The organism is Schaalia odontolytica (genome assembly GCF_024584435.1).
Classification (GTDB): Bacteria; Actinomycetota; Actinomycetes; order Actinomycetales; family Actinomycetaceae; genus Pauljensenia.
Genome location: NZ_CP102197.1, coordinates 1,862,847 through 1,882,480, shown reverse-complemented (window position 1 = coordinate 1,882,480; position 19,634 = coordinate 1,862,847). Strand labels below are relative to the sequence as shown.

Annotated in this window: 13 protein-coding genes and 3 pseudogenes; 8 read left to right on the top strand and 8 right to left on the bottom strand. The window is 59.8% G+C overall.

Annotated features, from left to right (window positions below; genetic code table 11):
- Window positions 1–78: 78 nt before the first annotated feature.
- Window positions 79–414: a hypothetical protein gene (locus NQK35_RS08370; RefSeq protein WP_257113871.1), complete on the bottom strand. Its 336-nt coding sequence runs from the start codon at window positions 412–414 to the stop codon at window positions 79–81.
- Here NQK35_RS08370 and NQK35_RS08365 point away from each other — a divergent pair.
- From NQK35_RS08365 to NQK35_RS08345, 5 genes and pseudogenes are all read left to right on the top strand, one after another.
- Window positions 310–804 (top strand): ATP-binding protein, encoded by a 495-nt coding sequence (locus NQK35_RS08365; protein WP_306456029.1) that lies wholly within the window; start codon window positions 310–312, stop codon window positions 802–804. The two genes, NQK35_RS08370 and NQK35_RS08365, sit on opposite strands and share 105 nt — an antisense overlap.
- A gap of 432 nt (window positions 805–1,236) precedes the next feature.
- Window positions 1,237–1,569: a hypothetical protein gene (locus NQK35_RS08360; RefSeq protein ID WP_202812272.1), complete on the top strand. Its 333-nt coding sequence runs from the start codon at window positions 1,237–1,239 to the stop codon at window positions 1,567–1,569.
- Between the two features lie 18 nt (window positions 1,570–1,587).
- The gene (locus NQK35_RS08355; RefSeq protein ID WP_257113870.1) at window positions 1,588–3,084 is read left to right on the top strand and encodes a hypothetical protein; all 1,497 of its coding nucleotides are present in this window, start codon (window positions 1,588–1,590) and stop codon (window positions 3,082–3,084) included.
- A complete protein-coding gene (locus NQK35_RS08350) occupies window positions 3,063–4,277 on the top strand; it encodes a S8 family peptidase (protein WP_257113869.1) in 1,215 nt (404 codons plus the stop codon). The genes NQK35_RS08355 and NQK35_RS08350 overlap by 22 nt, the downstream gene beginning before the upstream one ends.
- A gap of 151 nt (window positions 4,278–4,428) precedes the next feature.
- A pseudogene (locus NQK35_RS08345) lies at window positions 4,429–5,740 on the top strand (ISL3 family transposase).
- Window positions 5,741–6,010: 270 nt separating this feature from the next.
- Here NQK35_RS08345 and NQK35_RS08340 read toward each other — a convergent pair.
- Both NQK35_RS08340 and NQK35_RS08335 read right to left on the bottom strand, forming a co-directional pair.
- Entirely contained in the window at window positions 6,011–6,790 is a 780-nt protein-coding gene (locus NQK35_RS08340; protein ID WP_257114788.1) for a hypothetical protein, read from the bottom strand.
- A 145-nt stretch (window positions 6,791–6,935) separates the two neighbouring features.
- Window positions 6,936–7,907, bottom strand: coding sequence for a DUF6318 family protein (locus NQK35_RS08335; protein WP_257113868.1), 972 nt, complete (start codon window positions 7,905–7,907; stop codon window positions 6,936–6,938).
- A gap of 320 nt (window positions 7,908–8,227) precedes the next feature.
- Here NQK35_RS08335 and NQK35_RS08330 point away from each other — a divergent pair, with 320 nt between their 5' ends.
- From NQK35_RS08330 to NQK35_RS10670, 3 genes and pseudogenes are all read left to right on the top strand, one after another.
- Window positions 8,228–9,358 carry a hypothetical protein gene (locus NQK35_RS08330; protein ID WP_257113867.1) on the top strand — a complete coding sequence of 377 codons (1,131 nt, stop codon included), beginning with the start codon at window positions 8,228–8,230 and terminating at the stop codon, window positions 9,356–9,358.
- A 139-nt stretch (window positions 9,359–9,497) separates the two neighbouring features.
- Window positions 9,498–10,484, top strand: coding sequence for a hypothetical protein (locus tag NQK35_RS08325; protein ID WP_257113866.1), 987 nt, complete (start codon window positions 9,498–9,500; stop codon window positions 10,482–10,484).
- A gap of 241 nt (window positions 10,485–10,725) precedes the next feature.
- Window positions 10,726–11,930: pseudogene (locus NQK35_RS10670) on the top strand (ISL3 family transposase).
- Between the two features lie 229 nt (window positions 11,931–12,159).
- On the opposite strand, the gene NQK35_RS08310 reads toward NQK35_RS10670, so the two are convergent.
- The 5 genes and pseudogenes from NQK35_RS08310 to NQK35_RS10665 form a co-directional block, all read right to left on the bottom strand.
- Complete coding sequence (locus tag NQK35_RS08310; protein ID WP_257113864.1) at window positions 12,160–14,736, bottom strand: DEAD/DEAH box helicase family protein; 2,577 nt, start codon at window positions 14,734–14,736, stop codon at window positions 12,160–12,162.
- Window positions 14,736–16,367, bottom strand: a complete 1,632-nt coding sequence (locus NQK35_RS08305; RefSeq protein ID WP_257113863.1) for an Eco57I restriction-modification methylase domain-containing protein — start codon at window positions 16,365–16,367, stop codon at window positions 14,736–14,738. The genes NQK35_RS08310 and NQK35_RS08305 overlap by 1 nt, the downstream gene beginning before the upstream one ends.
- On the bottom strand, window positions 16,364–17,014 hold the full coding sequence (locus tag NQK35_RS08300; protein WP_257113862.1) for an SAM-dependent methyltransferase: 651 nt from the start codon (window positions 17,012–17,014) through the stop codon (window positions 16,364–16,366). Before NQK35_RS08300 ends, NQK35_RS08305 begins: the two co-directional genes overlap by 4 nt.
- 150 nt (window positions 17,015–17,164) lie before the next feature.
- Complete coding sequence (locus tag NQK35_RS08295) at window positions 17,165–17,434, bottom strand: hypothetical protein (protein WP_257113861.1); 270 nt, start codon at window positions 17,432–17,434, stop codon at window positions 17,165–17,167.
- Window positions 17,435–18,288: 854 nt separating this feature from the next.
- Window positions 18,289–19,466 (bottom strand): annotated as a pseudogene (locus tag NQK35_RS10665) (ISL3 family transposase); the annotation flags it as partial.
- Between the last annotated feature and the right edge of the window lie 168 nt (window positions 19,467–19,634).

Here is a 19,634-nt window from a genome sequence, read left to right as displayed (position 1 = left end):
TGCGGATGGAGAGCCTGAGCCTCTCAGCGCCGTCAGGCTCTGGAGAGCCGACGTGGAGGCGGTGTGCGGCAGTTCTCTTCAGGATCTTGATACGGATTTGGTTACGTGATAACTCTCATCTGTTCGTACAACGACCCCACGTCTCGTCAATGACGGTGATGAACGATCCTCTACTTCACGGGCGTCGTTGCGGATCGCCAGAGCGGGGAGTTGTCGGTTGCCTGCCTGTAGGCGCTGGTTCACCGTGATCTTTCCGAGGCCTCGCGCGGAAAAGGCATTGATCTGAGGATCACCCGTGACGGGTTTCGCCTGACGAATCCCGGTGGCCTGTGGGGGATCACGGTTGATCGGCTCGGTTCTGGCGATCATCCCGCGGTGAATGAGCGGCTCTATGGAATCTGCCGGAACGTTCATGGTCGCAGTGGGCGCGTGATCGAGGCCATGGGTACCGGGATCAGGGAGGTGCGCCGGTCCCTGCGCGAGGCGGGAATGGCGGAGCCGCGTTTCTACGACAACGGCGTGTCGTTCACGGTCCGTTTCCCGAACTCGGCGCTCATTCCCGACGGGGACCTGGCGTGGCTCGGCGGGCTTAGCCGCGAGGCGACGGCTGGCCTGAATCGGCGCCAGAAGGAGGCGCTCGTCGAGATGCGTCACGGCCGCACGTGGAACAACAGCGAGTATCGGGACCACTTCGGGGTCACGGCCGAGGAGGCGCGCTCGGATCTGCGCGATCTTGTGTCGCGAGGCCTGGTGACGTCCACGGGTCAGCGTCGCTGGGTGCGCTATGGGTTGGCCGGGCACTGACGAGGCACCGTCGTGGTGGGTACAGATTGGTACGGCGGTGTGTTGCGTCCTCAAGGCGGCGTTGGTGATGAATGCCTGACCGATTTGCTGACTACCGTGTTGCCGGTGTTGACGATGAGCCGCGTGTCATGGTGGCTGCCTATGAGGCTGGGACACGCTTGTCAATGTGAACGCCCGGTCATATGCTTGGCGAGGTAACAGTGTGTTCTGTGGTGCACGTTTTCGTGGGCCGGTTGATCAGGAGGTGGCGCGTGGTCGACGTCGGTTTTGATTCCGATAAGCACGCCCAGACGCGTGACGACATGAAACGGGGGGGGGGAGTCCCTGGGGGACTCCTCGGAGGCGCTAGGCCGACTCATTGACGCGCAGGACCCCGCGTATTGGTCCGATGAGGCCGGGTTTCAGGCGATGCGCACTGCGATCATCGCGTGCATGAAGACTGAGAGTCGGCTCATCGGCCAGCAGAAGACTCGCTTCAAGAAGTTTGACGGCGATGTGGAGCAGGCGGCCAAGGTGTTCGAGGCTGCGGAGACGGCCAACGCTGATGAGCTTGCGGCGATCTTGGCGGGCTTGGATCAGGGGCAGGCGGGGAGCGGGCCGCTCAACACCCCAGCACCGACACCAATCGGCAGCTCTGGCCCTACGTCCAGTGGGGGAGCCGGTGCCAGCACCTCGGCTTCCGGTTCTTCCGCGTCGGGGTCCGGTACGTCTGGGTCTGCGGTGCCGGGGTCGGCTCCCACCCAAAATGCACCGTCGGCGATCTGAGAACGAGGAGCAACAGTCATGGTTGAGAGTCCGATGTATGAGCGCCTCATGAGGTTGGTCGCCGCGATTGAGAAAGCGTCCGCACTGGACGCCTGGGACGACGAACACAACAAGGTCGTGTGCGGCCTGAACGAGGCCAACAATTCCACGCACCATATGCGCACGAATCCGGCGTTCACCGGGGAGACCGGGGACCAGATCGACGCCTGGACCGACCAGGCGATGAAGCAGGTCCAGGCCATCAAGGACGGCCACAACACTGCGATGGAATACTATGTGGAGGCCCGTCGCGCGATGAAGCAGGTGCGCGAGGAGGCCATGCAGCTTTCGCCCACGCTGATCGACGCGAGGCTCCAGGCGCTGGCAGATGCGGCGCACGTGGTGATCCCGGTGGCGAAGTACCTGGGACCTGGCGGCGTGCCGATCAACGCCATCGCCGCCACGGGTGAGGCTTACATCCGGGGGCTGATCGACCAGGCGAATAACCAGCGCGAGGCCGCTGCGGCAGATGTTCTGCAGCGCGCGAATGACACGATGCAGGGACTCGCGGATGGGACGAATAAACAACGAATGCTGATGAGCGATCCGGGTGCGCATAACTCTGCGCCGCCAGGACCATCTATTCCTTCTGTTCGTCACGATATTGAGCGTGGGCGCTTGAACACCTCCGTTCATGAGCCTGGCGTGTATCCGGGCAATCGTGATACGGATTATGGGCGTTCCGGCTTGCGTGGGAGTGGGTCCGGCCTGTATCCGGGAGGCTATGACGAGGGCGGCCCGGTCAGCGATCGCGCGATGTCCTCGCCGCGCATTCCCAATCGCTTTATCACCGAGGGCGAGGTGGGGTCGCGCCTGAATCCCGTTTCCGATCCCCAGGACCTCATGGACGTGGATCTGCTGCACACGCGCGTGAACGGCGACCGGCACCGCAACGGGGTGATCGGCGGTTACACTCCGGCACCTCCGGCCGATCGCTACCACCCGCTGTGGAGTGTCAATGGCGGTCCGGGCAGTGAGTCGGCGCTGGCCGGTCGCCTCGGCGGTGCGGGCGTGCTGGGTGCGGGAGCGCTGGGCGTACGCGGCGCGGCCCGCATGGGCGGGGGCCTCGGCGCGTCAGCGAGTGCCCTCGGGCGTAGTGGTGTCGCGGGCGTGTCGGCGCTGCGCGCGGGAACGTACTCGGGTCCCGGTTACGGGACCTACAAGCCGCCGTCTCCGGTTGGCGCCGCATCGGGCGCCTCCGGCATGACTGGTACGCGAGGGACGGGGTCCGGGGCCACGGTTGCCGGGAGGACCGGCGCCCAGGGCGGTGGCTTCATGGGTGGTGCCGGCGCGGGGTCGGGCACGGCCAAGGACGACAAGAAGGCGAGGCGCCGCAAGTACACTCCCTTCCGCGTTGATGACGAGGACGAGCTGCCGCCGGGCTATGTGAATCCGATGTCGCAGACGTACGGGTCGGACAAGGATATCGAGCCCGCCCCGTCTAAGGATGACGGATGGGATCCGCGCCAATGGTGAGGTGGACGAGGCGCACGCGGGTGAGTGTGAAGAACTGCGCTGTGGTCGCCGTGGCCGGAACGCTGGCGGTGGGAGCTGTGTCGATACCCGTCGCCCCAGCTCACGCGGCCGACCCAATCACCACCACCGATCAGGCATATTTCGCGTACTACGGCCTGGACCAGGCGCGAGCGAAGGGCTACACGGGCAAGGGCGTCACGGTCGCCATCATCGACGGTGAAGTGGATACGTCAGCCGCTGAACTCAAGGGCGCAGATATCTCGCTTCGATCAACGTGTACGATCACTTCATCGTCTGGGTCGAAGACACACGGCACGGCTGTGGCCTCTGTTCTTGTGTCGAACGGCTATGGGGTTGCACCGAATGCATCACTGCTGACGTATCGAACGGGATCAAAACAAGATGGTGATCAGGCTTCTACGGACTGCTTTGATGGCGGGAACAGGTTGAAATACGGGTACCCATGGCTGATTAATGCCGCCATCAATGACGGTGCTCAGATTGTGAACCTCTCGTCGTCAAGCACGTCTCAGGACGATGACCTGAAGTGGACTATTGCCCGGTCAATTGCACAGGGCGTCATTGTTGTTGCATCTGCTGGCAATGAGGCGAGTGATTCAAATGCGGCGTCCCTATCCCAATGGTCGGGTGTTGTAGGCGTGGCGGCTATTGGTGCGGATGGTAATCGGCAGGATTACTCCTCGTGGGGCCAGGGAGTGACGACGACGGCGATTGGTGGCCCGGTTGCCGTTCGTGATTATGCGTCGGGACAGGTAAGTCAGACGTATGGGACGTCATTTTCTGCTCCTGTCGTGGCCGGTGTGCTTGCCCTGGCGAAGCAGCGCTGGCCTGAGGCGACCAGTAATCAGCTGCTGCAGCTGTTGGTGAAGACGGGGTTGAATCCGGATCACGGGTGGAACCAGTACACCGGCTTCGGTGGTATTGATCCGGGCTCGATTTTGAATACGGATCCATCGCAGTTCCCTGATGAGAATCCGTTGGCGCAGAAGCAAGGTGGGTCCAGCCCGACGCCGGAGGAGGTGCGCCAGTACGCGGACGGTGTCGTGGATCCGGCGAGTATCGTGAACGACAACTCGTATACGTATCGCGGGGTTGATGAGTCGAAGCTGAACGACTCGCTGAACGCGTATCCGACGCACCTGGGCACGAGCCCGCGCTACCACGCGAAGTAGCCTTTCTATCGGGTTGGGGGCTGTGGATTGGTGGCTCTTCATAATTGAGGGTGTGGGGGTGGTATGCGGGGTTCGGCGTGTCGTGGCGGGGTAGAGGTCGAGGTCTTCCGATGATGGGGGTTCCGACACCGTCCATCTGAAAGACCTCGACATGTCCAATGCTACCTTTGATCGCCCTGATCTGAGCGCCTTCACGGGCCTGGATGACCTAGGACTGGAAGTGATGGGTCAACGTGTAGGAGACGATCGGACCGTCTTGGCCTGCAAGGTAGTGGGTGAGGATCGGTGGTGCCGACAGTGTGGGGGTGAGGGCGTCGTACGTGACACGGTGGTCAGGCGCTTGGCTCACGTACCCTACGGGTGGCACCCCACCATGTTGCACGTGAGCGTGCGCCGCTACCGCTGCCCAGAGTGTGCTCACGTGTGGCGTCAAAACATGAGTGCAGCGGCCGACCCGCGCGCGAAGCTCTCGCGTGCAGCGGTGCGCTGGGCGCTGGTAGGCCTGGTGGTCCACCATCTGACGGTGGCGCGCGTCGCCGACGTATTGGCCGTGTCGTGGAACACTGCCAATACCGCGATCTTAGGTGAAGGCCAGCGCATACTCATCAATGATCCTGATCGTTTCGAGGGGGTGTGCGTCATTGGCGTGGATGAACACGTGTGGCGACACACCCCATACGGGGACAAATACGTCACCGTCATCTTGGACTTGACTCCTATACGAGACCGTCGTGGTCCCTCCCGGCTCCTGGATATGATTCCGGGCCGATCCAAGCGGGTCTTCAAAACCTGGCTGGCCTCCCAGCCCGATACGTGGCGCGAACGCATCGAGATCGTCGCAATGGATGGATTCACCGGCTTTAAGAGCGCCGCCGCCGAAGAGCTCCCAGACGCGAGGGCGGTCATGGACCCCTTCCACGTCGTGCGCCTTGCCGGTGATGCTCTCGATGAGTGCCGCAGGCGCATCCAGCAAGAACTCCACCATCGGCGCGGGCGTGCCACGGATCCCCTGTACAAGGCTCGCCGTATGCTCCACACCAGATCCTGCCTGCTCACCCCACGCCAGCAACACCAGCTAGCCGACCTGTTCGCCAGCGATTGCCACGTCGCACTCGAAGTCACCTGGAGCGTGTACCAGAAAATTACCTGGCGCCTACCGCGATCCCAACAAAATCCGCGGCAAGGCCCTGATGCAAGCCGAAATCAACACACTGACCTCCACGCGCGTACCGAGGGGCCTGACCGAGCTCATCACGCTGGGCAGAACGCTCAAACGCCGAGCCAGAGACATCTTGGCTTACTTCGATCATCCCCACACCAGCAACGGTCCTACCGAAGCCATCAACGGCCGCCTCGAACACCTACGCGGATCCGCACTCGGATTCCGAAACCTCACCCACTACATCACGCGAGCACTCCTCGAAACCGGAGGATTCAAACCCCAACTACACCCTCAATTATGAAGAGCCGGATTGGTTCCCGGATGGTAGGTCGTACCGTACCCGCGTGCGCCGTCGGTTGGGTCGGAACGCACGGTCGAGCATTCGTGTGGGCTCTCACCTGAATGTGTCGGCAGGCTTATCGCTTGTCTTTCCTTTCCGCCCGCATAGAGGCTGGGTGGGGGAGTGGGCTTGGGGACGCTGACGGCTGCGATCGCGCCGATGATCCACGGTGCGGGGTCGGCGAGGCTTGGTGCTGGGTTCCCACCTGTCTGGGGTGTGCTGGTTGGGGGTTTAGTGGCCTTGTTTTTCTTCTGCGGTGTCGGTGTTGTTGATGATGAGGTGGTCGAGGCGGAAGGGGTCGGTTGTTTCGGTGGTGGTGACCAGGCCGTTGATGGTTTGTGTGTCTCCGGTGAAGGGGTTGGTGGCAGTGCCTGCCCATGTGGTGGTCAGGGTGATGGTGCGTGTGGCCTTGGGGTAGGGGCCGTCGAGGAAGGACTTCCACCCCTCTGGTGCGGTGTAGTAGTGGCGTATCAGGGCCGGGTCGGTGTTGGGGTCCATCCCCGTCACCCACGCTGCTCCTGGTGAGGAGGTGACTGTGCCCGGGGTGCCATCTCCCCAGTCCCACGTGTATTCCTGGGCTGTGAGGGTCACGGTGACCTCTCTTCCCAGCAGGGTAACGGTGTGGGTTTGGGTGGGGTGAGTGACGTTGACCAGGGTGGGGATGCGCCGGTTCGTGTAGGACACCCCTTCGGGACGCTTGCGTAGGCCTGCGCCGTCGGGGTGGATGAGGGTGGCTGCTGCTAGGAGGAGTTCGCGCGTGGTGGGTGGCCTGTTCTGGGGTGCGTCCTGGCCGGGTTCGGGTGGCGGGTAGGCGCACACCCAGCTCCCGTGCGTGAAAGGGTCATCCCCAAACGGATTCGTCTCCACCGCGCAATGAGCGAAATCAAAATACGCATCAGCCTCACTCGCAGGAGCCGCTGTATTGGACTGACGCGTCGTATCATCACCCGCAGTCGTTGACGTAGATGGGGCGTTGTTACCAGGTGTCGTCGCAGTCTGGTACTCCCAGATGCTCTGGTGAATTCCATCATCTGCCGCCTCTGCATGGGAACCGTATCGACCCCCATCTCCTTCATCAGCGATAGTAATTGATGGAATGCACACAAAAATGATCGACAGAGATAGTGCACTCGCCAAAGAAGTAGCTGTCAGAAATCTATTGTTCATGTTCGCTGATCACGCGTCCTTGCGTTTCGATCCAACGACCGTCTTTCCATGTCATGAACAGGGACAGGGTCGATGTGTACTCTTCTTCTTTGACGGTGATCTTCTGTCCCCGACAGGTGACCCCATCGCTGGAAACAATCTGAAGCTTGACTCCAACAGTGTTTGGCTGCACGTTCCCCTCGCCAGCGGGGACAGGCTCCAGCCGCAACACGTGCACAACCCTCGACTCATTCCCATACGCCCAGCCACTCTGGTACGCATTATCAATGTCACGCAAATAGGAACTAGCGAATTCGGAGTTGGGGTCGGACATGTTGGCAAGTGGTGTGGTGTCTCCGGTGTTCCATGCGTAGACCAGGAGGGCGAGGTAGTGTTCGGCTGCTGCTTCTGCTCCTCGCTCACTGTTTTCTGTGGCGGCCTGAGGGAGTTCGGGCAGGGGGTAGGTGGAGGCGGCGTGCTCGGCAGGCCGCACCAGGACGCCGTCGGGGCCGACCTGGTAACCGCCCGACATGGGGGCCCGACTCGAACCGGTCGCTGTGGGAGTGGGAGCCCGGCCCGACATGGCAGACCGCGTGGGAATAGCGGTGGGCTTCTCGCCCCAGGCGCGCCACCAGCCCTCGGCGACACCGTTGATGTAGACGGCGTAGCAGCCCGCCACGATCAACAAGACGACGGCGATGCGGATACCCCAATCCACCGGATCAGCACGCAACCAAGCCACGCCCCCACCCGAGCCCCCGCTGTCGACGGTGGCGCCGTCCTCACCGGACTGGCTTGCCCCGCCACCACCGCCGCGCCCAGCACCGCCGCGCACGCGCGGGACCCAGGCCCAGCCTGGGCGCCATCTCCTCGGGCCGATGAAGCACCGACCGAAGAGGCCTCGTCGGGGTTGGATCGAGCGCAGGAAGGCCTCTTCCTCCTCCTGGCTCACGGGTCGCTCGGACAGGGGTGGTATCTCCATGGCGTGTGCCCTCCACACTGAGGTCTCCTCCAACGCGCCCCCACCACCGGGACCGCGCCCTTACACACCACCATACGCCAAGAACCGACACGAAACAATAACAATACACTGTAACCGTGACGCAACTATTCGCAACACATCTGCACATACGTGCGTCAAGATGGGAGTCCTCACCCCGATCGCGGCTGCCTTCCCGCTGAGCAGCGAGTACAAGGAATTTGGTTTGACGCGCGTACGCAGATGTAGGCGGGCCGCCTTACTGTCTGCTTGACAGCTTGGGGCTGTCGATGGTGACAACGATCAATAGGAAAGGAGAGATCGTGTCTTGGATTGTGGAACTTGTGATTGGCGTTGTGTCCGGTGTTGCCTCCGGGATCATTCTTGCGAAACTGGTCCCGGATGGCTCGATGGCTCCGGAACCTACAACATCAGGAAGAGGCGCCGTGACCCAACAGGTGATGGCAGCGAATGGTGATGTCGTCATGTTTGCCGGTGATCGAAACGATACGCATATTGGTGACGATAACTCCGTGCATGTCAATGTCGCGGGCGATAGTAGGAGAGGGCAGGGGGAGAGTGATGGAGATATCTGGCTAATGATTGTGCTTGGCTTCGCTGCCTTTGTTGTCATCGCGATCTTCCTCATGAGGTACTACGAGATTCTGGTGAGTCTCCTCGTGATCAGTTCTATGTTCCTGATGACGACGTCATTGATGACCGCAGGGCTGTCCTTGCGGAGCAGGCGAGTGTCGAAACCTCTTCGCTCCTCCATCGTCGCGAGCTTTCTGGCGGTTACGTCGACCTACGCGACCTACTGGTCGTGTTTCGTCCTGTCCACGGGAAAGTCCGGCCTGTCGATGCCGGATCTCAGTCGAATGCTGTCTGAGGCTACCGGCGATGACAAGCTGGTACCGTTCGCCGAGGCTTTCGATCTACTCAGTGCTGAACGCGCCTTCCCCTATGTCTCAGTGGTCTTTATGGCGATGCTCGTGACAACCGTGCTCTGCTTCTTTGCTCTTGGAATGATGATGCGGGAGTTCTGTCAGCGGCGAGTCGCCACGCGCCGTGCGGGCAGCGTAAGTGGCTGGCTTATCGATCATCTTCCCGTTCCGGGCTGGCGCTACATCCTGGGTGTCCTGCTGCTTGCATGCGTGCCCGCGTACGACAGGTTCTTTCAGGGTGACGGCGACATACAAGGTGACGACGCGGGAATACAGCCTGAAGTCCGTCCTCAGGCTCGTCGACTTCTACGAGGAGCACAACGACCGCTTGGAGGAAGCGCGGCGAGGCTTCGAAGGCGATGGCCTGGTGTATCCGCGGATGAAGCTGCTGGATATGGGGTTTTGGCAGGTTGGATTCGAAAAGAGCTGAGATACCCGGAGAACCTGATGTGCTTCTCATCAGGGTCGGTGCGTATCGGGTGTGTTAGCGCCGGTAAGTTGATCGGTTGAAGTGTTAAACACTTGGCTATTAAACAGCTTGCTACGGAGCGTTCACGGATTGACACCTGTGTAAGTGGAGTTATGGCCGGTGATAAACTTCCTATGAGGCTGTCGATGTGGACATGACCCGGCTAACGAAGGAGTAGTTGTGGAGTGGATTGATTATGTCGCGAAAGGCGTTGGTGCTCTCGTAGCGCTCGGTACGCTGTTGAAGGTGGGAAGTGAATTATATGCAAAATTCAAGAATGGTTCTGAATTTGGATTGTGGTTTGGTCGTCGCCGTAAGGTGAAAGGACTGAAGTATGTGAGCATATTCCAGAAATGTGGCGCTCTTAGCTCGAGGAATGAAATATCGAATTCCGTGAAGCAACAGCTAACGAGTGAGATAGCGAGAGATGTTGTTCGCTCTTACAGCCTCGAAAAACGAGCGAGTAGATTCAGTAGGAGCACTAGGGATGAAGTTAGAATTCTTGTAGTATTCTTCTTCCTATTTGTTGCACTGGTATGTATTGCGGCATTGTCAAAAATTACTGAAGCTACGGCCGCGCAACAGGAATTTATTGATGCTTCAAAATACATGCTTTGGTGGTGTGTTGCTGGAATTTTGGTAATGTCACTGTTGCAGGTTGTCATGGCTTTGAGTCGTTCACGCGACGAATTCAGAATTATGACCGAAGCCTCTCGCTTCGATGTAGTACAGGTTCCACTCGATTCGATCCCATACTGCGTTGAGAAAGAGAACGACTACATCTTCGTTGATGCGACCATCCGGAAGCGTTATCAAGTCCCTTTTATGGGGAAAGCAGATGGTGTACAGATGCTTCTTGATCATGATGTCACGACCGATGGAGAAGTGGCTTTGAAGACGTCCGAGGCAAAACAATGCAAGGCTGATGGCTACGAAGAAGTGGCCGGTAAGCTCGTCGACTCTTTCCTTTCAAAGACTTCGGAATATGGCAACGAGCCTATCTGCTTCGTCTTCTCACAGGCAGGCATTACGGCAGTTCTCGTCACGCAGCTGTTGCGGCGCAAAGGAATACGAGCGTTCTACATCGGCGCGACGAATGGCTACGAATCTGAAGTCAGGGAAACTATTCGAGAGATTCGCATACTCCGCGACAGTGGACTTATCTGAGTCACATGCGGCTTGGTCGGCCTGCTGAATGGCTGGATTGCCTGGCGATAGCCGGATTGAAGCAGGGACTTGATGCCATCATGTCCGCGAGTCCGTAGTCGAAGCGCTCGAATGTGGTGATTATCGGCTCTTGCGAGTCGAGTGTGGGTGGTCGGGTGTTGGTCGGGGGGTTGCGGGTAGAGGTCGAGGTCCTTGATGATGAGCGGACTTCTACCCCCGCTGTCGTCAAGGACCTCGGGCGGTGTCTCACCCTACCTGCTGCTGCTCTGTGTCGCTTGATCGTTGTGATCTGCTCGTCGACTTGGAGGGCTTCCATCTGATGAGTGTAGCTCGCACCCCAGGGGCTCTGGTGCTCGATGTTGAGTCATGCAACCAGCTGGTTGGCTGCCCTGGGTGTGGGGTGATCGCACAAGGCCCCGGGCGCGTTTGGGTGTTCGGGCGATCCGCTGGGCGATCCGACAGTTGCGCTTCGAGGGAGCCACTATCTCGGGGCTGGCCCGCCAGTTAGGAACCACGTGGAATACCGTGTGGTCCCATATCAAGCCGTGCCTGCAAGCCGCATCTGATGACCCCGCCCCCGCCCGTTTCGCAGGGGTGCGGGTGCTGGGGGTCGGTGAGCACGTGTGGCATCACCAGGACCGACGCCTCCGGGGCCCGTGTGAGCTCACCGGCATCGTCGACCTGACACGTGGGAAGGATCATCCTACGGCCCGCTTGTTGGCTCTGGTCCCAGGAAGGTCTGGCACCGCGCATGAGAACTGGCTGGCCGAGCGCGGCGAAGACTTCCGTGCGGGGTGCAAATCGCGACGCTAAACCCCTTCCAGGGACAGCAAGAACGCCATCGACGATCAACTCCAAGACGCCACCAGCGTCCTGGATGCCTTCCATATCGTCAAGCTCGCCGGTGATGCCCCAGGTGAGGTACGCCGTCGCATCCAGCAAGACGCCCTGGGTAACCGCGGACGCAAGGGCGATCCCCTCTACCAAATCCAGCTTCTCCTGCGCGCCTCACATACGCAGGCTCACCCCATGTCAACAAGAACGACTGTGAGGCCTTCGTGGCAGATGAGGCGCATATCAGTGTCGAAGTCGCCTACCACTGCGCCCAACAAGTCCGAGACCTCTTCCATCAAGCCACACCCACCCAAGGCCAACGCCTGGCCGCTCACCTCATCGAGCGCCTACCAGCCTGTCCCATCCCCAAAATCGCCCGACTGGGTCGAACCCTACGCAAATGGAAGGACGTATTCTTGGCCTACTTCGACACAGCCGGAGCTAACAACGCACTCCACCGAAGCCATCGACGGAATCATCGAACTAGGAAGACACACCGCCAAAGGCTACCGCAACCCCACCAACCACCAACTCCGAATGCTCCTCATCGCAGGAGGCCTAGACGCCGCCACCCACACCCAACTATCAAGAACCCCATTTGTGCTTGCCTAGCTGCATCAAATCGCTCAGGGGTACGAGCGCTTCTCGTTCTGTTAGTTCAAGCACCTGTACACTGATGAGGTTCGCTTTGTCAGCGTGCTCGTTCGATTGCTCTGCGAGAGTGTTGGCACGTTCAGTGATTCGGTTGGCTTCTGCCGACCGGGTGTTCGCTCGGTGCGACTCGACAGCAGCCCAGATAGCAATGATGAGCGCGCTGGCGGAGAGGACGATAGAGATAGCGCTACACTTTCAGGGTGATGACGGTGTCATAGAGGCCGAATTGGCATAGGTCTTTACGGCGTTTCTGTTCCGCATGGGAGGCATAGCCGACGTAGGACAGGGAGGCGTCCTCGTAGCGGCGGAACGCAAAGACAGCCTGGTTCATGTGGATGGAGTTGAATACTCCTAGGTTCACTAGGAGGTTGAAATCCTCGACGGACAAGCCGGTGACCCGCTTGAACAGTTCAGGTTCGATCTTGGTGATGACGTCGTAGAGCGTGTTCTCCCTAAAGTCGGTGAGGTACATGAACGCTGGGATCCGGGTGGCGAACTTGATGAGCTTTTCCTGGATCTGCTTGCGCTTGGACTTGTACTCCTTCTCCTCGGCTGTGAGCTCTTTCTTCTCCTTCTTGGTCAGGGAGTTGCCCTTTTCCTTCTTGGTCTTGGACACCGATTCGCTCTTGTTGACCACGGTCTCGAAGATGTCAGCACCAAGGGCGCGGAAGCCTTCGATATTGAGGATGGCTTCCATGGCGCGCTCGTCGTTCATGATCTTCTTGAGCGTCATGTTGTCGACGTTGACTAGGATCGCGGACTCCCACTTCTTCGCCAGCAGGGTCGCCGAGGTGCCAGACATGGCGATGTCGAGCACCTCGCCCGCATCGATCTCCTTCATCGAGGCGCCGTCATAGGCCAGTACCGGGAGATAGTTGACGAGCTGGGCGACAGCATGTTCGGGGCTTTGGGCCTCGGGATGTAGCCCAATGCCGTAGTCGGCGATCTGGCGCAGAGCGCGGGTGGGCGCGAAGTCAAAGACGAACCCAACTGGTTTGAGGATTTCCTCCCGGCTTGGGTCATCCCCGTCAGGGTTCTTGATCGCCCACGGGGACTGTACCCGGAAAGCGGCCTGGAAGTAAGACTCCGGGCTGGTGAGGTTGCGCAGCATGAGGATTGAGGACCATTGCTTGACGGTCACCCCGGTTGTCAGTTTGCCGCACGAGAGCGTAATGGTTTTGGTGTCGTGACCGTCCCCGATTGCCTCACGCACAGGTGGAAGCGCTTCAACCCCAATCCCTGCACCCGGGCCAGCGGCGACGATCACCTGGTATTGATGCCAGAAGGTGTTGTGTCGGGCAGTGACCAGGTTTGCCATGGCCTGGCAGGCAGCAACGTTTGGTAGGTACCAGAACGAGTGCTGGAGGTAAGGAAGCAAACGGGCATCCGCGTACGGGAAGGGTGGGCGGCCGCCAGCTTTGAGCATGTCCATCTGTGTGGGTGCGTGTTCGCCACGGATGAGGTCCAGCCACTTCTGTACATCCGACTCGTGGACGAATCGTGCAGCCTTGCCGCTGCCTGTGGCTTCGAAGAAGGTGTTGAGGTCGAACTCGTCAAACTCACCCTGATGGGCGATAGCCACCAGGTCATCAGGCATCCGGTAGGTCAGCAGACGCATTTCCGGCAGCGCGGCATACGGGTTCCACTCACCGGGATGCTCTGCATCCCACTGGCGTTTGGCAAGCTGCTCGTCGGTGTAGGTCCAGTTGAAGATCTGCTCCTCGATGAACTCGCCTGTGGCTAGAGCCTTGAAGGGCGTGCCCGAGAGGTAGAGGTAGGAGCGGGTCGTGATGGGAAGAAAGTCGTCCTCATCGCTACCAAGCTCGTCAAGCTCCTCATCGAAGGCGGCCAGCCCCTCGTGGTACTCAGCTTTGAGTTCCTTGGCCGCTTCCTTCTCGTCCTCACCTTCGAAGAGAGCTTTGGCGTTCTCACGCCAGGCACCGAAGTGGTACTCGTCGAAGACCACGAGATCCCAGTTGACGGTGTGAATCCACTCGTTCTTGGACTTGATCAGGCCGGTCTTCTTGTCCCGCCCGAGGAGGTCCTGGAAGGAGCCGAAGTAGACCAGAGGCTGATCTGTCTTGACTTCGCTACCCTCATCAAGGGTTTTCGTGCTTAGGTACTGCCAGCCTTCAAAGGCCACATGGCTTGTCAGGTCTTCACGCCAGGCGTCTTGGACGGCAGGTTTGAAGGTCACGACCAGCACACGTTTGGCTCCCATGCGCTTGGCGAGCTGGTAGGTGGTAAAGGTCTTGCCGAAGCGCATCTTGGCGTTCCACAAGAAACGCGGGACCGCATTCGGATCCTCTTCCCAGATGGAGTTGTAATAGGCGAGAGTTTGCTCAACAGCACGCGCTTGCTCAGGGCGCATCGCGAAGGTCTGGTATCGCTCGCCCGTGTACTCCACGCCGGTGCGCAGCTCCGCGATAGCGGTGAGTACGTCGGCGGGCTTGCAGCGCACCCACTCCGTCGCTGAGCCAAAGTGAGGGTTGGCAAAGCCCTTTGCTTTCAGACGCTGGATGACGTCCTTGTCACGGAAGATACTGCCGTCCTCACGCTCAGCAATGATGTCAGCATGCAGAGTGAACTCCTGCTGCATCTGCCCCTGGGACTCACGGATCCGCTCGCGCACATCTTCTTTGGTCGTCTGGCCGACCTTGATGAGCCCCTCATAGCCGGCCGGAGGATTCTTCGGAGACCACGCATAGATACGCAGGCGCGCTGAGGGCTTCGAGGGCAGGAGCTCCTCATCCCGCCTGGCCATCACTCATCCTCCATCGGGCGCACGATGGACTCAATATACGCGATCTCCTCATCAGTGAGCCCGTACTTGGCGTACAACTCCTCGTCGGTCCACTCATGGTCCCAGGACTGTACGGGGACAAAAGAATAGACATGGCGTGGCGCGTCCTGCGTGGATTTCCTTAGTGATACAAGGAAGCGGACGAAGCGGGTTCGCAGGTAACTCGCAAGTGACTCTGCTTCCTCGAGTGAGTCGAAGCTTCCTGCGACTATGTACGTCTCGGTACATGCGGTTCCGGGCTCAGCAATAATCGGGCGGCTCAGAAACATAGTCTCCACTGCTGCGCTGGTGCCCTGGACACGCGTCATGAGCACCTTCCATCGATCCACCCACTCTGGATTGACTTGGATTTCAGTACGATCGGTGAAGCGCACTTCCTGATTTGCGAAGAGTTTCACCGGATCTTCAAGTTGTGATGCTCGGGATTCTCCCTTGTAGTTTGTTGCAAAGCCGAATGGCTTACGTGATGAAATCTGCCCCTCAATTGACTCCTCACAACAGGCCAGAACTTTCTTGAGAATTGGGACCGCTTCGTTCTGCCGGACCAAAACATCGAATTCATCTAGGTAGCGCTCGATGGCAGGCCCCGTGGGGTATCCGTCCCACATGGTTTGGATGCGGCATGGTCCGTCATAAGCACGCGACCACAGGAAGTATGAGACCCCACCTCGGATCTTCACGCCGGGGAAAGCCTCGTAAAGCTTGGGGTAGTCGACTAGGGCACGCAATCGGTGGTCGTGGAGCATCTCATCACGGTAGTCAGTGAGGCCTTTACCTCCAGCAAACCATCGTGACGGGGTTACCATGACCATGTGTTCCGGATCAAGGTTCTTAGCCGATTTCACGAATAACTGGTAGATCGGACTAGCCGATGCGTTATGACCTCCGTCAGACAGCTGGTATGGCGGGTTTCCGATGACCAGGTCGAAGTGCATGTTGGCTCCAAATATTTCGGTGATTCGTTGCTTAATATTGTTTGTGTGGATGAAGGCGTAGGCGTGGGTCTCGAGATCTTCATCGCGCCCGTAGTCTTCTTCCCCAGCCCCGCAGTAGGAGCAGCGCCGGCCAGTGCGGATAAAGATTTCCTCACCGGAGAGGGGGTCAACGCGGCTCTCGCGTGTGCCGGTTTTGTCATCCCAGGTGTGCTCGGTGCGTTCAAACCAGATGTTGCCTTCTGGGGTGTCGAAGGCCGTGCAGATGGAGTGCTCACTGTTGGCGTACTTTGAGCAGTAGATGCTGCGGCGGGCCATAAGGGCGGTGAGCTCAGTGATAGCTATCCCGTAAACCTGCTTGGTGAGGATGTGGTTGACCCGCTCCTGGGGGTCAGGAATAACTGCTACGAGTCCTTCACTGAAGCGGCGAGCCGCCTCCCGCAAGAAGACTCCAGTTTTCACGAAGGGATCCAGCACCCGGGCGTTCGGGTTTGCCCACAGGTTCTCTCCATTGTGGTCACGTGCCCACGCTTCGGTTGCGAGGTCAAGCATGGCTGCAGCCATTTCTGGAGGTGTGAACACTTCATCGTTTGAAAGGTTCGCGATGCAGGTGAGCACATCTGGGTTGTGCTTGTTCAACAGGAGGTTCAACGCACTCATGCTGGCTGCGCTCCTCTAGCGGCAATCTCTGCCACAGTCATCGGAGGAAAAGAGGTATCTGGGGTGAAGATCTCGGCCATATCCATGGAGCCGAAGAGGGTATCTTCGCCAAAGGCTGCTCTCTTGGTGAGGTCCTGATACTGGAAGTCTCGCCGTTGGAACTTGCCCGCCCCAAGGTAGCCCCACTCGGCAAAGGTCAGGGGCTCACCGCTGGGGATCGTCATAGTTAGAGCATCAGCCTGCACGATGTTGATCGCCAGAACTGCGCGAGCCGCCGCTGCCCATGTGCCGTCAAGATCCTCGCCAATGAAATCCGTGAAGATAGCGAGGAGATTGGTGCGGCAGATCTTAGCATTGTCGGCAAGCAGCTCGATACCGTAGGTGTTCATGAGGGCCAGGAGCGCGTAGTGGCGGCGCTCGAAGTCGTTCCTGCTGTATCGGGCTTGTACGGTTGTGAGCTTGCGGCGCAGGATCTCCTGGAGGAAGGCACCCTCACCACAGGCCGGCTCCAGGACGCGAGCATCGATACGCTCCGACTCATCCTTGACCAGGTCGAGCATGTCGTTCACCATCCATGTCGGGGTGAAGACCTCACCATGGTCGACCACACGCTGCTTCGACTTAACTAGTTGCACCTGCTCGCTCACATCTCCTCCTCGCCTGCTCCAACGTGGAGCATCGCGACCGCCTTGGTTGTCTCAGCTCGATGCTCGGAGCAGCCGCGAGGAGAGACGCTGTCTTCCATTATCTGTTCTCGGCACTCAAGGAGGGGCGAGGCAGGGCCGTGTGCCCCAGAATCATGCGGATTGGTCAGTGAAACTCGTCGAAGCGAGCTCAAGTTGCCCGTCACTGCCGCCCTTGCCTTGACGCTTCCTGTGGAACGCGGGCAGCCGATCGGCAGGGATCCCGAATGTGGGGCGTTTGTCAGTGGACAAGCCCGTGATGTAGCCGAAGAAGGACTCTTCGTCGGCGTCGAGCGAGATGACCGTGTGTGCGGCGATGGCCTCTTGCGCTTCCGACCTCAGGGCACCGGTGGCATCGAGTGCGAAGAACGACTGCTTGGACATGCTGGCGAGGTAGCACAGGATACGGCTTGGCCACCTCTACGACGGCGTGCAGGCGATCGTCAACCGCGAGCTCTCCTGACCTCCGGCCTTGTATGGCACTGCGCCCTCATCCACCAGCCCTTGGTGGGTTGGGCGCCTCGCCATATCCGGGGGTTATCACCACCAGCCTGCCGCCACCTAGAGCGTGGCAGCACCCCCACTGCCGCCCATGAAAGCAACGCGCCGTGTCCGGTTTACGCCGTGGGCAAGGACCCATGGGGGAACGGACGGTGAATAGACCATGGAGCCACACGTGAAGCGAAAGATCATCTCGCTTAGGGAAGGTGGAGCCAGCTTCGGGCGGATCGCAGCAATAACCGGCGTCGGGCGAGGACGATTAAGTCGTGGTGTAGGCGCAAAAGCATCAGCCCGCACGCCAATGGCACACCCAACAAATGGGGTGTGCGAGCACAGCGGGAAAGCCATCGACCAGTCCCGGCGTGGGCAGTGGTTTTGCGGCCGGTCCTGCCGCATATCCTGATGGTACGCCCACCCGATGATGCTTGAGCGCTGCGCCATCACCACCCACATCTGCGCCGGCTGCGGGGCCACCTTCGAGTCTTACGGCGACAAGCACCGCAAGTACTGCATGCACTCCTGCCATATCCGCACCCGTTTCGGAACCCGGGGCAGGCACCCATGAGCAGCCAGGCCACCGTAGCGTGCTGCAGGCAGAAACACAGACGGCAGCAGACCTGGACTTCCTTGATGCCCTTGCCGCCCAACGGCTGCTCACTTCCAGCCAGGTACGGGCTATTCACCGGCTGCTCGCCGCTTCCAGGGATGGGACCAGGGCGGGGTTTACCGGTTCTTGATAGTTGGGTGTGGGTGGCGGCGTCTAGGCCTCCTGCGATGAGGAGCATTCGGAGTTGGTGGTTGGTGGGGTTGCGGTAGCCTTTGGCGGTGTGTCTTCCTAGTTCGATGATTCCGTCGATGGCTTCGGTGGAGTGCGTTGTTAGCTCCGGCTGTGTCGAAGTAGGCCAAGAATACGTCCTTCCATTTGCGTAGGGTTCGACCCAGTCGGGCGATTTTGGGGATGGGACAGGCTGGTAGGCGCTCGATGAGGTGAGCGGCCAGGCGTTGGCCTTGGGTGGGTGTGGCTTGATGGAAGAGGTCTCGGACTTGTTGGGCGCAGTGGTAGGCGACTTCGACACTGATATGCGCCTCATCTGCCACGAAGGCCTCACAGTCGTTCTTGTTGACATGGGGTGAGCCTGCGTATGTGAGGCGCGCAGGAGAAGCTGGATTTGGTAGAGGGGATCGCCCTTGCGTCCGCGGTTACCCAGGGCGTCTTGCTGGATGCGACGGCGTACCTCACCTGGGGCATCACCGGCGAGCTTGACGATATGGAAGGCATCCAGGACGCTGGTGGCGTCTTGGAGTTGATCGTCGATGGCGTTCTTGCTGTCCCTGGAAGGGGTTTAGCGTCGCGATTTGCACCCCGCACGGAAGTCTTCGCCGCGCTCGGCCAGCCAGTTCTCATGCGCGGTGCCAGACCTTCCTGGGACCAGAGCCAACAAGCGGGCCGTAGGATGATCCTTCCCACGTGTCAGGTCGACGATGCCGGTGAGCTCACACGGGCCCCGGAGGCGTCGGTCCTGGTGATGCCACACGTGCTCACCGACCCCCAGCACCCGCACCCCTGCGAAACGGGCGGGGGCGGGGTCATCAGATGCGGCTTGCAGGCACGGCTTGATATGGGACCACACGGTATTCCACGTGGTTCCTAACTGGCGGGCCAGCCCCGAGATAGTGGCTCCCTCGAAGCGCAACTGTCGGATCGCCCAGCGGATCGCCCGAACACCCAAACGCGCCCGGGGCCTTGTGCGATCACCCCACACCCAGGGCAGCCAACCAGCTGGTTGCATGACTCAACATCGAGCACCAGAGCCCCTGGGGTGCGAGCTACACTCATCAGATGGAAGCCCTCCAAGTCGACGAGCAGATCACAACGATCAAGCGACACAGAGCAGCAGCAGGTAGGGTGAGACACCGCCCGAGGTCCTTGACGACAGCGGGGGTAGAAGTCCGCTCATCATCAAGGACCTCGACCTCTACCCGCAACCCCCCGACCAACACCCGACCACCCACACTCGACTCGCAAGAGCCGATAATGGGTATGTGTTTCCGCCGTTTCGTTGATAGTGTCGGCCAACTTTGG

Coding starts and splice junctions, on each gene's coding strand:
- NQK35_RS08370 (WP_257113871.1), bottom strand. CDS start 414: ATGAACGTTCCGGCAGATTCCATAGAGCCGCTCATTCACCGCGGGATG.
- NQK35_RS08295 (WP_257113861.1), bottom strand. CDS start 17,434: ATGTCCAAGCAGTCGTTCTTCGCACTCGATGCCACCGGTGCCCTGAGG.
- NQK35_RS08305 (WP_257113863.1), bottom strand. CDS start 16,367: ATGAGTGCGTTGAACCTCCTGTTGAACAAGCACAACCCAGATGTGCTC.
- NQK35_RS08310 (WP_257113864.1), bottom strand. CDS start 14,736: ATGGCCAGGCGGGATGAGGAGCTCCTGCCCTCGAAGCCCTCAGCGCGC.
- NQK35_RS08335 (WP_257113868.1), bottom strand. CDS start 7,907: ATGGAGATACCACCCCTGTCCGAGCGACCCGTGAGCCAGGAGGAGGAA.
- NQK35_RS08360 (WP_202812272.1), top strand. CDS start 1,237: ATGAAGACTGAGAGTCGGCTCATCGGCCAGCAGAAGACTCGCTTCAAG.
- NQK35_RS08355 (WP_257113870.1), top strand. CDS start 1,588: ATGGTTGAGAGTCCGATGTATGAGCGCCTCATGAGGTTGGTCGCCGCG.
- NQK35_RS08350 (WP_257113869.1), top strand. CDS start 3,063: ATGGGATCCGCGCCAATGGTGAGGTGGACGAGGCGCACGCGGGTGAGT.